Annotated in this window: 12 protein-coding genes and 4 tRNA genes; all 16 read right to left on the reverse strand. The window is 33.8% G+C overall.

The features are described from left to right. Window positions 1-425: 425 nt before the first annotated feature. Complete coding sequence (locus tag OL225_RS13600; protein WP_052184697.1) at window positions 426-1,445, reverse strand: glycosyltransferase family 2 protein; 1,020 nt, start codon at window positions 1,443-1,445, stop codon at window positions 426-428. Next, window positions 1,435-2,430 (reverse strand): polysaccharide pyruvyl transferase family protein, encoded by a 996-nt coding sequence (locus OL225_RS13605; protein WP_264518615.1) that lies wholly within the window; start codon window positions 2,428-2,430, stop codon window positions 1,435-1,437. The genes OL225_RS13600 and OL225_RS13605 overlap by 11 nt, the downstream gene beginning before the upstream one ends. 2 nt (window positions 2,431-2,432) lie before the next feature. Next, window positions 2,433-3,842, reverse strand: a complete 1,410-nt coding sequence (locus OL225_RS13610) for a lipopolysaccharide biosynthesis protein (RefSeq protein ID WP_047377185.1) — start codon at window positions 3,840-3,842, stop codon at window positions 2,433-2,435. A gap of 36 nt (window positions 3,843-3,878) precedes the next feature. Further along, window positions 3,879-5,171: a nucleotide sugar dehydrogenase gene (locus OL225_RS13615; RefSeq protein WP_319800585.1), complete on the reverse strand. Its 1,293-nt coding sequence runs from the start codon at window positions 5,169-5,171 to the stop codon at window positions 3,879-3,881. A 21-nt stretch (window positions 5,172-5,192) separates the two neighbouring features. Continuing rightward, window positions 5,193-6,161, reverse strand: a complete 969-nt coding sequence (locus OL225_RS13620; RefSeq protein WP_047377187.1) for an SDR family oxidoreductase — start codon at window positions 6,159-6,161, stop codon at window positions 5,193-5,195. Between the two features lie 2 nt (window positions 6,162-6,163). Continuing rightward, a complete protein-coding gene (locus tag OL225_RS13625; RefSeq protein ID WP_264518616.1) occupies window positions 6,164-8,503 on the reverse strand; it encodes a GumC family protein in 2,340 nt (779 codons plus the stop codon). A 3-nt stretch (window positions 8,504-8,506) separates the two neighbouring features. Continuing rightward, on the reverse strand, window positions 8,507-9,298 hold the full coding sequence (locus tag OL225_RS13630; protein WP_047377190.1) for a polysaccharide biosynthesis/export family protein: 792 nt from the start codon (window positions 9,296-9,298) through the stop codon (window positions 8,507-8,509). A 254-nt stretch (window positions 9,299-9,552) separates the two neighbouring features. Next, complete coding sequence (locus OL225_RS13635; RefSeq protein WP_264518617.1) at window positions 9,553-11,475, reverse strand: polysaccharide biosynthesis protein; 1,923 nt, start codon at window positions 11,473-11,475, stop codon at window positions 9,553-9,555. A 312-nt stretch (window positions 11,476-11,787) separates the two neighbouring features. Continuing rightward, window positions 11,788-11,861: transfer RNA gene (locus OL225_RS13640), tRNA-Asp, on the reverse strand. A gap of 33 nt (window positions 11,862-11,894) precedes the next feature. Beyond that, a tRNA-Asp gene (locus tag OL225_RS13645) sits at window positions 11,895-11,968 on the reverse strand. Between the two features lie 34 nt (window positions 11,969-12,002). After that, a tRNA-Asp gene (locus tag OL225_RS13650) sits at window positions 12,003-12,076 on the reverse strand. Window positions 12,077-12,108: 32 nt separating this feature from the next. Next, window positions 12,109-12,182 (reverse strand) — tRNA-Asp (locus tag OL225_RS13655). Between the two features lie 124 nt (window positions 12,183-12,306). Continuing rightward, the gene (gene trxA / locus OL225_RS13660) at window positions 12,307-12,624 is read right to left on the reverse strand and encodes a thioredoxin (protein ID WP_027374941.1); all 318 of its coding nucleotides are present in this window, start codon (window positions 12,622-12,624) and stop codon (window positions 12,307-12,309) included. An 84-nt stretch (window positions 12,625-12,708) separates the two neighbouring features. After that, entirely contained in the window at window positions 12,709-13,884 is a 1,176-nt protein-coding gene (locus tag OL225_RS13665; RefSeq protein ID WP_264518618.1) for a cysteine desulfurase family protein, read from the reverse strand. A gap of 2 nt (window positions 13,885-13,886) precedes the next feature. Then, window positions 13,887-14,354, reverse strand: coding sequence for a hypothetical protein (locus tag OL225_RS13670; RefSeq protein WP_264518619.1), 468 nt, complete (start codon window positions 14,352-14,354; stop codon window positions 13,887-13,889). Window positions 14,355-14,378: 24 nt separating this feature from the next. Further along, window positions 14,379-14,966: an HAD family hydrolase gene (locus OL225_RS13675; RefSeq protein WP_047374185.1), complete on the reverse strand. Its 588-nt coding sequence runs from the start codon at window positions 14,964-14,966 to the stop codon at window positions 14,379-14,381. Window positions 14,967-14,968: the final 2 nt, after the last annotated feature.

Here is a 14,968-nt window from a genome sequence, read left to right on the forward strand (position 1 = left end):
ATAACAGCGTTTTTATCAGTGTTTCTACCAAAACTTTCGGATAGTTGGACTGATTAAAGAAATAGACTCCCAAACAAAACAACAATAACCCAAGCCCAAGGACTTGAATAAGCTGATTTTTTTTTGAAGAAAAGCTACTTGTAAGTAATATACAGATAAATAAAAACTGAATAATAATAAAAAGGCTGAAGAAGCTGCTTCCCACCAAAGGGCTGAAACTGAAAGGTAAAGTTAAGATTAGACAAACAGTAAATGCTTCATTAAGGGTAGACTTTTTACGTATACGATTAAAATAAAAAAGAAATAACAGAATAGACAAACCTCCTACTACAATCTGGTTTAAATTAAACATATATAATATGGAAATCACAAAACACATGGATGTACCCATAAGGTAATCTGATTTTGTGAATTTATCTATAGTATTATTTATTTCCAATCTTTTCATTTATCAATTCATATATTCCAAAAAAAGTTGATGAACTCAATGCTAACTTCATTAACTGAGTAAATGGCAACCTTTTTAAATTAAATAATAAAATTTTAAGATATCTTTTACCTAAAACACGATTAACATTGAATTTATTATTCGGGTAATTTGATTTTAGTTCTAAAGATAGTTTCTTAAAAAAGGAAAGAATAAAATCCACTGAAAAGTCTTCAAAACTGATATTTCTAATCTTATCCGATAAAGACAGAATATAAATAAAATCTAATTCTTTTTGATCTAAAACAATATTCTGCTGCTGTAAAGCCAGCTGCTGAATATTGGATATTGTTCTCTTTCTCTGTTCTAACTGGCCGGCACCAATATTGGTTTGGCTATTGGGGGTATCTCTATAATACAACAAAGGCATTCTAAAATTGTACCCTTTACCATATTGCAGAATTTTGATCCACAATTGATAATCTTCAGCATACTTATAATCCTTTTCAAAAAAAAGCTTATTCTCTTTAATAATACCAGCCCTGAACATCACTGCCGGATGGGTAAAAGGTGTACTGAAAATTGAATGTATTCTAATTGAAGTATCATCAACAGGAAGTACACTAAGGTGAAAATGAGAAATAGAATGAGAAAATTCCTTTCTGGATGAACTGCAGATAATATATTCCGGATTCTTCTCCATGAAATCTATCTGCATTTGAAAACGGGATGAATGGCATATATCATCGGCATCCATTCTGGCAATATATTCACCTTTTGATAATAAAATCCCTTTATTCAGTGTTTCTATTAATCCTAAATTCTTTTCATTTTCAATGTATCTTATCCTTTCATCATTGTAGCTTACTATGATTTCTTTTGTAAAATCTGTAGAACCGTCATTAATAACCAACAATTCAAAGTCTTTAAAACTTTGTGCAAGTATACTGTCTACTGCTGCTCTAAGATACTTTTCAGCATTGTATGCGGGTAAAATTACCGAAATTTTAGGACTCATTCTTTACATAAAGTTTAACATTATTAAAATTCTTCAGCCAGGCATCGTAAAAATTTTTACTTTTCCCATAAACATTATCCAGAATAACAACCTCTTTATCCAATAAGATGCTAAGGATTAACCCATGCAAACGGGTGGTATATACTTTATGATATTGATTGATAAACTCTTTTCCGCGGTTGATATGCAGATCCATTCCATTTTTCTTTTTGAATCCATAAGCATTATCAATGATTAAAGAAGAGGCAGGCAGATACTTGATGACTTTTGAAAGCTTACCGTCCAGAGCTTCTACATAATTGGTAATGGTATTCATTCTCTTTGAGGAAGAATTATAAGTTGGCCAATCTTTTATATCATATTCACCTTCAATAATATTCTGAAAAGAATCTTTAATTGCTTCTGCATCAGTTCTGTTCAGATATAAGTTCTTTCTCGTTTCAGGGGAGCTGGTTTTAATATCAGCATCAAAATCTAAAAAGAAAGCCATGTCCGGTGCTAATTTTAATTTTTCTTCATTAAAACTGGCCTTTAAAGTATCATATGAAGGCAGATCTCTTACCAATACATAAAGATCACGATGAGCGTTGAAAACAGCAAAATCTCTTTTTAAATTTTCTTCGCTATTGTAATGCACCGTTTGAGGTAGAACAATAATCCTGTTGTTAGGAAAATTTTCAATAATAAATCTTTTAAAACTTTGGCTTGATTCATATATATCACCAAAGTTTCCTCCTCCATGCAGCAGAATAATTGTCTTTTCAGATTTTATATCACTTTTTTTGAAAGTATATCTGTTATACTGCCCAACACACTTATGTGCTAATGTTTTAAAAAATTCTAATTCTCCTTTCCAAATTAAAGAATCTCCAATATTTCTATGATTAGGTATATCCAGCAGGATAAAATCATTATTAATGAGTGGAGTAAGCTGAGTAGATATTATATTCTTTAATTGTCTTATATTTTCTTTATTGGAATTCATATTTATTTTTTTAGAGAATTTAATTTATTAAAGACTTTTTTAAAAATATCTTTATTAAAATAACCGAACAGTAATAAGGACAATACCGTTAATGATATTGAAATTAAATGACTGCTGTTTATGTATAACAGAATAATTATACTTAAAACCACCAGCATCTGTATGATGAAAGACTTAATATCTATGTCTAATTTCAAAATCTCAGCAGTCTGTCTGTATCTTATAACAAACATAACAAAGAAACTGACGAATGTCCCTAAAGCAGGTGCGTAAAGACCAATATACTTAATAAAAGCCATTGAAATAAATACATTTATCAATGCTCCTATCATACTTGTAATAAAAATCCCCTTCGTTGATTTGGTTTTCAGGTAAATAGCACCTAAAAAACCTGAGATGGACGAGAAGCAGGAGCCAATATACAGGAGGGTGGCATATTTCCAGGATTCATAAAATTTTGAATCAAACAGAACTTCTGTAATTAATGGAGTAGCTGCTATTAAAATGGTTGATAAACCAATATTTACAGCGATATATTTATTAAAAAGCTTTGAAAAAAAAGGGTTATTAGGGTCATTTCCAGCAATTGCCATATCCTGCCAGGCCAGCATAAATACAGTATTAAAAATTGTCAGAATAGCGGGTAATCTTGCAGAAACAGCATAAATACCATTATCTTCTATTGTTAAAAATTTTAAAATAATATATCTGTCTGATGCATTAATAACCCACCAGCTTATAGAATTCAATATTAATGGAAGTGAATAAAATAAGATCTGTTTTTGTAATGAATAGTTGATTTTTATACTGACATATTTCTTAAACAGAAAGCTTACTTTAAACAACATCAATAAAATTGCAATAAAATTACTGATAAAAAGTGCATAAAAGATACCTTGTACCTTATCATGAAATATATCCGTCAGTAAGAAAAGTAAACTAAAAGAAAATATAAAAAAACTATTTATAATTCCTATAAATGAATAGTATCTCGTTAATCCTAACCCTCTTAATATCTGCTGAAAAAAGGGTAATAAACATGAGCTTATAATCAGCAGTGACAATTCTTTCTGGTAAGGAATATGGTAGAAAAGCCCACCCAGATAAAGCAATAATTCAAAGCTTATAAAGGAAATCAATAATAGAATACTACATTGCTTAAATATATTATCTATATAATTTTCTTTTTCGTTTTCTTTATCCAGAAACCAGCGATAAATTGCCTCATTCATCTGTAAAGAGACAAAAGGAACCAATAAATTGACACTTGTCAGCACTAAGTCATATTCTCCTAATTCTTTTCTGGAAAGATAGTAGGAGTAAATAGGAATTAATAGAAAAGATAAAATCTTAGATCCAAAATTACCAATTGTATATATTAATGTACTTTTTATTAAAGTATTGCTATTCATTATTATAGTAATAAATATTATTTAGTTCATATTTATTTATAATCTTGAATGGCTTTCTTCTAAGATTCCTTTTACGTCATAAATGATTCCATTTTCTTTTAAATGATTTTTTAAATCCAGATCATTGAATTGTTTATGTGCAACTGTAAGGATAATAGCATCATATTTTTCCTGTGGAATTTCATTCACGACCTCTAATCCATATTCGTGTTTTACTTCATCAGGATTAGCCCATGGATCAAAAGTTGTAACCTGCAAAGCATAGTCTTCAAGCCCATGAATCACATCTACCGCTTTTGTATTACGTACATCCGGACAATTTTCTTTAAAAGTTATTCCTAAATTCAAAACTGTGGCACCATTGATGGTCACCTTATTTTTAATCATGGTTTTCAATAACTGAGAAGCTACATACTGTCCCATGGAATCATTAAGACGGCGTCCTGCTAATATAATTTCCGGATGATATCCTTTTTCCTGAGCTTTCTGAGCCAGATAATATGGGTCAACACCAATGCAGTGCCCCCCTACAAGCCCTGGTTTGAACGGTAAAAAGTTCCATTTGGTTCCTGCAGCTTCCAATACTGCATGAGTATCAATATCTAAAAGATTGAATATTTTTGCCAATTCATTTACAAAGGCAATATTAATATCCCTTTGCGAATTTTCAATTACTTTGGCAGCCTCTGCAACCTTAATTGTTGGAGCTAAATGAGTCCCCGCAATGATTACAGACTGATATAAATTATTTACTATTTCCCCGATTTCTGGTGTTGAGCCCGAGGTAACTTTTAAGATCTTTTCAACAGTATGCTCTTTATCACCGGGATTAATACGCTCAGGAGAATATCCTGCAAAGAAGTCCTGGTTAAATACCATTTCTGAAACTTTTTCCAGAACAGGAATACATTCTTCTTCAGTAGCTCCTGGATATACAGTAGATTCGTAAATCACTATATCACCTTTGGACAATACTTTTCCTACAGTTTCTGAGGCTTTATACAGCGGAGTAAGGTCAGGACGGTTATGTTGATCCACCGGAGTCGGAACAGTAATAACGTAAATGTCTGCATCCTGAATATCCTTGATATCAGCTGAACAATATAATCCTTTTGCAGCATCCTGATTAAAAGGATTATCCTGAATTAATACAGATTCCAATACTTCATTTTCCACTTCCAGAGTACTGTCAACCCCTGTGTTTAATTCCGCAATTCTTTTCTGATTAATATCAAAACCTACAACCGGATATTTTGTGGCAAACAACCTGGCTAAAGGCAAACCTACATATCCTAATCCTATAATGGCAATTTTATGTTCTTTCTTCATAAAGATTCAATTAAAAAATGTTTACTTTAAATTTGTCCAATACCAGTTAATAGCTTCCTGTAAACCTTTATCTATATTATGGCTAGGTTTATATCCTAATAATTTTTCTGCTTTTTCAACTGATGCCAGTGAATGTGGAATATCTCCTACACGGTTCGGACCATGGACAACTTCCACTTTACCAATCTTTTCGTCAAATTCACTTAAATATTTTTTAAGATATCCTACCAGATCATTCAATGTAGTACGGTCTCCTACTGCTGTATTATAAACTGTGTTCACAGCTTCAGGGTTTTCAGTAAGCATGGCCAGTTCATTCATCTGAATAACATTGTCGATATATGTAAAATCACGTGAGTAATCTCCTGTTCCATTTATTGTAGGAGATTCGTGGTTGATCAGCTGTTTTACAAATAAAGGAATAACAGCAGCATAAGCTCCATTAGGGTCCTGTCTGCGTCCAAATACATTAAAGTATCTCAAGCCGATGCACTCCATTCCGTAAGTTTTCCCGAATACATCTGCATACAATTCATTGACATATTTGGTAATGGCATATGGAGATAATGGTCTTCCGATAACATCTTCTACTTTAGGTAATGATGCAGAATCTCCATATGTGGATGAAGAAGCAGCATATACGAAACGTTTTACTTTGGCATCGCGTGCGGCAACCAGCATATTTAAAAATCCTGAAACATTCACATCGTTACTTGTAATAGGATCTTTAATTGATCTTGGAACTGAGCCTAGTGCAGCCTGATGCAGAATATAATCTACATTTTCCACTGCCTTCTGACAAACTTCCAAATCACGGATATCCCCTTCAATGAGTTTATAGTTTGGATTTTCAAGGAAAGGTGCAATATTATGGCGGTGTCCTGTTGCAAAATTGTCTAAGCACACTACATAATAGCCTTTTTTTAAAAAATACTCCGTTAAGTTAGAGCCAATAAAACCCGCTCCACCTGTAATTAAAATTTTATTCATTTTTATGATTTGAAAATTTTACTCCACCAACTTTTTTTATCATTTGTTTGGCTGTAGCCATATCCATAGCTATAGTTATATCCGTAACCTCCTGCACGTTTTGAAACATCATTAATGACAAAAGATACATTCTTCAACTTAGAGTCATTCACCAGATCATTAGCAAAATCTATCAAAATATTTCTTGATACTCCGGATCTTACTACATATAATGTTGCATCTGCTGTATCTACAATGCTAAGCGTGTCTGAAACAAGCATAAGCGGTGCAGAGTCTATAATGATATAAGCATATTGAGAAGACATCTCCGCAATAAGTTTCTGATACCTTCCATTAGAAAGCAGTTCCTGAGGGTTAGGAGGAATTGCTCCGGCATAAATAACATCACATGAAGGATTGGTAGTGGATGTATGGATAAGTTCTTCCACGTTTACAGAATTATCATACAAATATTCTGTAAGCCCCTTTCTTTTGGTTGGCTCACTATCATATCGCTGAATCTGAGGATTACGAATATCTGAACCTATAAGAAGAGCTCTGGAATTTTTATTGGCAATGGTAAGTGCAAGATTCACAGAAACCAGGGTTTTCCCTTCTCCTTTTACCGAAGAAGTTACCATAATTACCTTAGCAGAATCTTTTACAGGTAAAACAAATTTAAGGTTTGAAACAAGCACTCTGAAAGCTTCCGCCAGTTCAGAAAAATCATTTTTCTGGATCAAGTGGTTTTCATTATCCTTAAGTGAAGGTATATCTACCAATACCCCCAATTCTGAACGTTCTTTAATATCATCTCTGGTATAAATCTTATCATCCAGCATGAAAGCGAAGTATAAAACAGCAAAAGGAAATAATAAACCAAGCAATATCGCTCCTAAAAAGATAATATCTTTTTTAGGGGATACAGGTATATCTTCTGTAAATGCAGGATTTACAATTTTAGCTTTCGGTACATTTACCGATAGATTGATTGCATTTTCTTCTCTTTTTTGAAGAAGAAATAAAAACAACTGTTCTTTAAGAGTTTGCTGACGTTCAATTCCTCTGTAGACTTTAGACTGTCCGGGAACTTTTTCAATCATACTATTGTTAGAATTGATCTGGTTCTGCAGCTGAGAAATACCAGTCTGCACCGATTGCTTCTGCTCCTGGATATTATCACGGATAACTTCCTTTAAAGAAGCAATTTCTCTGTTCATTTCTATAACAGCCGGGTTTTCATTGGTTGCCTGCTTAAGGGTTTTATTCCTATTGATAATCAATGAATTATACTGAGATATTGATTGTTCCAGAGAAGGATTCAAACCAAGATTGGATGGCATAAGCTGGTTATTGCCTTTTGAAGCCTCTCCTGAAAGTGAATTTAAAAGATCAAGCTGAGCTTGCTGCTGAAGGAGAACTTTAGTATTATCACTTGTATTCTGTAATGCCAGCTGCGCCTGTGCCTGAATATCTACAATACGATTACGGTTCTCGAAATCTTCTTTTTGATTTTCTACCCCTGAAAGGTCTTTGGTAATTACTTCCAGTCTTTTATCGATGAATTCCTGAGTATTCTGAGCTTGTAAATTTTTATCTTTCTGTCCATCCAGATTATACTGCCTGGTCACCTCATTAAGAATAGCTTCCGATTTTTCAGGAAGAGTTCCTATCAGGTTAATCTCCATTAGCATGGCTTTTTCATCTGGTAAATTTACCTCTATCTTTTTTTCTAATTTTTTTACTTTCTCAATCGGATTCCAAAAAACTATTTTATATTTTGATTTAAAAGCAAAAACAGGATTTCTCTGAAATACCACGCTCCCAAAATCCAAATTTAGAGGAATATTAAATTTACCTTTAAAGGTCTCTTTTTTTTTATCCTGAAGCGTAAACTGATCTCCCTTTAAGTCTATCATCGTATATTCAGAAAATATAAAATTCTCATTATTATTATATGATAATATTTTTGCAATCACAGGGACTTTACTAAACAGCTGCGAATCTTTAATTTCTCCTGTATTGAAATATTCTACACTGAGATTAAGATTTTTTACAACCTCCATGAGGATAGGCCGTGAGGTGACAACTGCTCCTTCACTTTTCAGTTCATCAGCATTGCCTAAACCCATACCTAGATTCTCCAGATCGGATAATGCCGAAGAAAGATTACTTTGTTTTTTATCAAATTTAAGGACTGTTGTTGATTGATACTGAGGTACACTGTATCTAAGATAAATGTAAGCTCCTATTACAAAAAACAAAATAGAAGCAATAAACCATGGCCATTTATATAGGTACTGAGAGATAACTTTTTTTAGGTTCAAACCGTCTTCCTTTTCCTGAAATTCTATCTTCTGCATATTTTATTTTCGTGTTAAAGCAATAATAAGCGTACCTGCTGTTAATAATGCACCAATAATCTGGAATGTAAGAGCTCTGTTCGGGTTCGAGTTAGCCTGAACCTGTTTATTTTTGTCCGGCTGTACATATAATATGTCGTTTTGTTTCATATAATAGTATGGTGAACTTACTATATCGGATCTGGTAAGGTCTACATTAGCAATCTGATCAGTCCCATCATCTCCTGTACGGATAAGTTTCACATTTGTACGATCTCCGAAATCTGTCATATCCCCAGCTAGACCTAATGCCTGAAAAATGTTAATCTTTTGAGACACACTTTCTTTCTGTCCAGGGTTTTTTACTTCACCTAAGACGCTTACATTGAAATTTTTTAGAGTAATGCTCACCATAGGGTCTGTAAGATATCTCTTAAGTCGAGCCTCCAGATCTTGTTTCAACTGTATCTGAGTCATCCCTTTAGCATATATATTCCCAATTACAGGAAAATATATATTTCCTTCTTCATTTACCAAATATTCACTTGGCTGCGAGTATTGATTTATTCCAGTATTAGAATTGCTTCCTACTTTATTTGTCGTATTGAGGTTGAAAGGTTTTACTGCAGCTTCATCAAGTGCAGATACAAGAATTAGCAGTACATCACCTTCCTGAATATGTAAGCCCTGGAATTTTGCTTTTGCAACTTCTTCTTCCATATTATGCTTTGATATATATACCATATTCTGTTTCGGTCTGCATGATAATAAAGTAACCGATAACAATATTATATACGCAATAATAGTTTTATTCATATGTTTTTATTCTAAATCTACTTGTGTTGTTATTCTAAAATCTACTTGAGCTAACTTCAATTTTATTAAGATACTCTTTTTGAAAAAAAGTTAACCTCACATATTTTTCCATATTTATTAGAAGATTTTTTTATGTGAAATGTATTTTAAATTTATAGATTTTAGATTAATTCTTTCTCTAGCAATTTTCATTCCGTTTAAAAACAAAAACAGCTAAAATTACTACTTTCTATTAAATTTCGTTTATTTCATTTTTAAATTTCATTCATATATACTTCACGTTCAGATATTCTATCCAGAACTTCAAATTCCGAATTATTGCTTATAAATTCCGGTACAATGACTTTTAATATTTTCACAATTTGTAAACTATCCTTACTCACTGCTGACATAATAATCTGCTGACACAAAGCTTCTATATCTTCAAACTCCATCACTGGATCTCTGGAGATCATAATTTTCTCATGATGTGTAGGAATCGTCGTAGAATGATCTGTTAGAAGTTCTTCATATAACTTTTCACCAGGTCGTAAGCCTATAAAATCAATCTTAATATCAATACCTGGTGTATATCCTGATAATTTTATCATTCTTTCTGCTAAGTCCAGGATTTTGACAGGTTTCCCCATATCAAAAACATAAATCTCACCCCCTTCTCCCATTGTTCCTGCCTGAAGTACCAATTCACAAGCTTCCGGAATCGTCATAAAATAACGGATAATATCAGGATGAGTGATAGTAACCGGACCTCCTTTTTCAATTTGTTTTTTGAAATGTGGTATTACAGAGCCATTGGAGCCTAGTACATTTCCAAAACGCGTTGTAATAAATTTTGTTGTATTCTCCGAAGAATTTTGTAAAGACTGTACAAAAAGTTCAGCTGCTCTTTTAGAAGCTCCCATTACATTGGTAGGATTTACAGCTTTATCTGTAGAGACCATCACAAAACGATTTACACTATACTTTTTCGATAAGAGCGCCAGATTTTTAGTTCCTCCGATGTTTACAAAAATAGCTTCATGCGGATTGTCTTCTATTAAAGGGACATGTTTGTATGCAGCCGCATGGTAGACAATTGAAAACTGATGATCATTAAACAGTTTTTCCATCCTGGAATAGTTTGAAATATCCGCCAATACAAATTTGAATCTTTGGTTCGGAAATCTCTCCAATAATTCAAGCTGTAGTTCATATAAAGGAGATTCTGCCTGATCAACTACCACAATAAGTGATGAGTTCAATTGAGCAACCTGCCTTACTATTTCGCTTCCTATAGACCCGGCTCCTCCGGTTACTAAAATAGTTTTATTTACATGAAAACTCCTCACCTCTTCCCCCTCTATTTTAATGGCCGGACGATTAAGTAAATCTTCAATCTTCAGCGGACGGATACCTTTTACAACATCATCTTCTTTTATTATACTAGCTATAGGTGCTTTTAATACCTTTAATCCATTATCCAATGCAAGGGTAGTCCATTCTTCCATTTCCCGTTTTGTCATCCTATCCTTGATTAAAACTGCATCAAACTGCTCTTTCAGATTATCGCTTTTAAGAAACTGCTTCTTATTATATATTTTATGACCTAGCAGCATTGCTTTCTTAGAATCTGACCTGGCACTAAGAAATCCTGCCAGCTGATAAGGATAATCGGGATTATGAATAATAGCATTCGCTAACGAAACAGAAGCATCACCTATCCCTACAACAGCAATCCTTTCTTTGGATAAAGTATCTTTAGGATCCATAAGTAAACCGAAAAACTGTTTGGTTATTATTCTGAAAAAGAACATCAGAAAAATAGAAATAAAGAAAAATAAAAACAGAACCGGATATAAAAAAAGAGGTTTACCCAACACCAGTCCAGATATAAAATTCAGTCCTAATAATGCAATAAGAGCACTACCCGAAGACCACAAAATTTTACAGAAATCTAAAAAAGTAGAGTGTCTTATGATTCCTGCATATGTTTTGAACAGGAGTATAAACAGAATGTTAACAATAATTACTGAAAATATTTTTTCATTTTGGTACTCAATAAAATTCAGCTTTACCTCCAGGCTTTTTAAGAACACATATGAAACTAAAACAGAAAAGAAAATGACTGAAATGTCGATAAAAAAAACCGACCACCTGGGTATATACCTTAACTCCCTGATTTTAAAAATGTCCCCCATATACAAATAAACCTAAAATATCATTTTCATTAATTCAACACTCAGTGGCTTTTATTATTGGGCGAAGGTAATAATTATTATTAATATTTTTAGTACTACATGCCAATTTTTATTTAAAATATAAATTAACATTTGAAACAAAATTCCAAAAACAAAACTATTAAAAAAGCCCGTAAACCAAGCGTATATACAGCTATTGTTTTCCAACCCACTTTTGCACCGGATCGATTTCCACTTTTGAAATACACCTAAAATAAAAAAAACTGTAAAACATATGTTTTACAGTTTTATACCACTTTCATATTGCAGTTGCGATCCGGACGGGACTCGAACCCGCGACCTCCGCCGTGACAGGGCGGCATTCTAACCAGCTGAACTACCGGATCAATTTTTTTAAAAAGAAATTGAGAAAACTTCTGCGATCCGGACGGGACTCGAACCCGCGACCTCCGCCGTGACAGGGCGGCATTCTAACCAGCTGAACTACCGGATCAATTTTTTTTAAAAAGAAATTGAGAAAACTTCTGCGATCCGGACGGGACTCGAACCCGCGACCTCCGCCGTGACAGGGCGGCATTCTAACCAGCTGAACTACCGGATCAATTTTTTAAAAAGAAATTGAGAAAACTTCTGCGATCCGGACGGGACTCGAACCCGCGACCTCCGCCGTGACAGGGCGGCATTCTAACCAGCTGAACTACCGGATCATTTTTTAAAGAACGTCGTTTCTTTTTCGTGGTTGCAAAATTACACCTTTTTTTGTTATCTGCAAATTATTTTAAAAAAAATGCCTCCCAATACTGGAAGGCATTCATTATCAAACTTATTTTTTTATAAGTGAGCGCTTAATTTTTCAGCGATTACCTCTTTTGGAGCTACACCTACTAATTTATCTACCACTTCTCCGTTCTTAAAAATAAGAACTGTAGGGATATTTCTGATACCATATTGCATAGAAATCTCCTGGTTGTTGTCTACATCTACTTTCCCAACTACTGCTTTACCTTCAAAATCTGATGCTACTTCTTCGATGATTGGTCCTAAAGTTCTGCATGGTCCACACCATACTGCCCAAAAGTCTACTAATACCGGTTTGTCAGATTTTAAAACCGTATCCTGAAATGAGCTGTCTGTAATTTCTAAAGCCATTTTTGTTTCTTTTATTTTAATTAATATTATTTTCTTTTAATCCTCTATTTGGATGTTCAAAATTACGATTTTTAAAGCACAAGACTATCTATGCTCAACATTAGTTTTTTCTATAGTGTAATCACTGGAAATTTCTTTCAAAGCCTTCACTAATGTATCAATATCTGATTGGGTTGTCATATGGCTGAAAGAGATACGCAATGGTGTACAATGATCCATTTCGTCTTCAGAAAGCACCATCATCATAACCATTGAAGGTTTTGAAGCTCCTGATGAGCACGCACTTCCCTGAGAGATTGCAATTCCTTTCATATCCAGCTGAAGTCCTATCAATGGATTTTTATAAGGTAATAAAGCACTTAAAACTGTATAAAGACTGTTTTCCTTCTCTGCACTTCTTCCGTTGAACTTAATTCCTTCAATTTCGGCAGAAAGTCTTTCAATTGCATAATTTTTAATATCCTGCATATGGTTGGTATATTCATCCATATGATTCAGAGAAAGTTCTAACGCTTTCCCCAGTCCTACAATACCGCTGACATTTTCTGTTCCGGCTCTAAGGCTTCTTTCCTGAGGTCCTCCGGTAATAATTCCTTTTAAACCTGTTGCTTTTCTGATAAATGCAAATCCAGCTCCTTTGGGTCCATGAAATTTGTGGGCACTACAGGAAGCGAAGTCTACAGGAATATCCGAGAAATCAAGGTTCATATGGGCCATTGTCTGTACGGTATCTGAATGGAAAAGTGCATTATGCTCTTTGCATAATTGGGCAACCTTTTTAAGATCGATTATATTTCCTATTTCGTTGTTGGCATGCATTAAGCTTACCAGTGTTTTTTTATCTGAAGCTTTTAAAAGTTCTTCTAATTTTGTAAGGTCAATATCTCCTTTTTCATTCGGACGGATGTAGTTTACTTCTACCCCTTTTCTGTTTTTCATGTCCAGAATACTTTCAGAAACACATTTGTGTTCCAAAGGAGAGCTAATGATTCTTTCAACTCCAAGGTGTTCTACCGAGGATTTGATGATCATATTGTTGGATTCAGTTCCACAGGAAGTGAAAATGATTTCAGCAGGAGTTACATGAAGATAGTCTGCAACCTGTCTTCTTACATTTTCAATAAGTATTTTTGCTTCCTGGCCAAAGCTGTGCGTTGAAGACGGGTTTCCGAAATTCATCTTCATAGTGCCCACCATTGCATCTATAACTTCTTCTGCAAGCGGAGTGGTTGCGGCATTATCTAAATATACTTTATCCATTATTATTTTGAATATTTTAATTCTACGGAGGTAAACTTGTAATCTGCGGGAACAGTAAAAATAAACCATGGACTGGAGATCACCTGAATTTCCATTCCACCGGAAGGTTCTCCGGCCGGAACTTCTACATAGAGAATCTGATTTTTCACAGATACACTTTTGACTTCTTCAATTTTGTGACTTCCTGATCTGAAGGTTCCTAAATTGTATAAAACAACTTTTTTATTTTTCGGAAACTGAGGGTATTTGATATAAGATTCTTTTCCAAGATCTTCAATGCCAAAACTTCCTCTGATACTGTTTCGGAAATCTTTTTCGTCATTAATGATTCTAAAGCCGGGCATATCAGTTCCTCCCTGAGATTCAGAAACAAGGAGTTCAGTATTTCCCTGCATGGCAGAAGGCTTCTGAGATGAAGTGCTTGCACAGCTCATAAATATTACTGCACATGCAATTAACAGGCTTTTCATTTTTTACAATTTTATCTCCCAAAATTAGTGAAAAAATTGGTAATGTCCCTCATTTGCCCATTTCAACATTGGCCGATCTCCTGAAGTATCCCCAAATGCAATAATTTTATCGTATTTAGAATTGTTTATTTCTTCTTTAATTCTTACCAGTTTTTCTTTCCCATTGCAGTTTTTCCCTACAAAATTCCCTGTGAAAACTCCGTTCTTAAACTCTGCCCGCGTAGAAACAAGCTCCATTTTAAGTTCCTCAGCGAAAGGCTTTACCCAAATATCTAAGGATGCAGTCACCAATAAGCTTTGTGTATTATTCCTATCGATATTTTTAATAAAGTCTAATGCATTTTCCCGCACAATTTTAGGATAATGAAGCTCAAAAAATTGTTTAGACTTCATTTCAATCTTCTCCTGAGTCTGTCCTTTTAAAATAGACCCGATAAAACTTTTTTTCACTTTTTCCGTTTCGGCCAGTTTCAGCTTTAGTAGAATAAAGAGAGGTACATGTCTTAAAAATTGTATCCGGTATTTTGTAGAATCGTAGAATTTAAGATACATAAACATGGTATCCTTATATGTCAAAGTTCCGTCAAAATCAAAACAATACAATTTTTTCATTT

Origin of the sequence: Chryseobacterium viscerum (assembly GCF_025949665.1) — a bacterium.
GTDB lineage: Bacteria > Bacteroidota > Bacteroidia > Flavobacteriales > Weeksellaceae > Chryseobacterium > Chryseobacterium viscerum_A.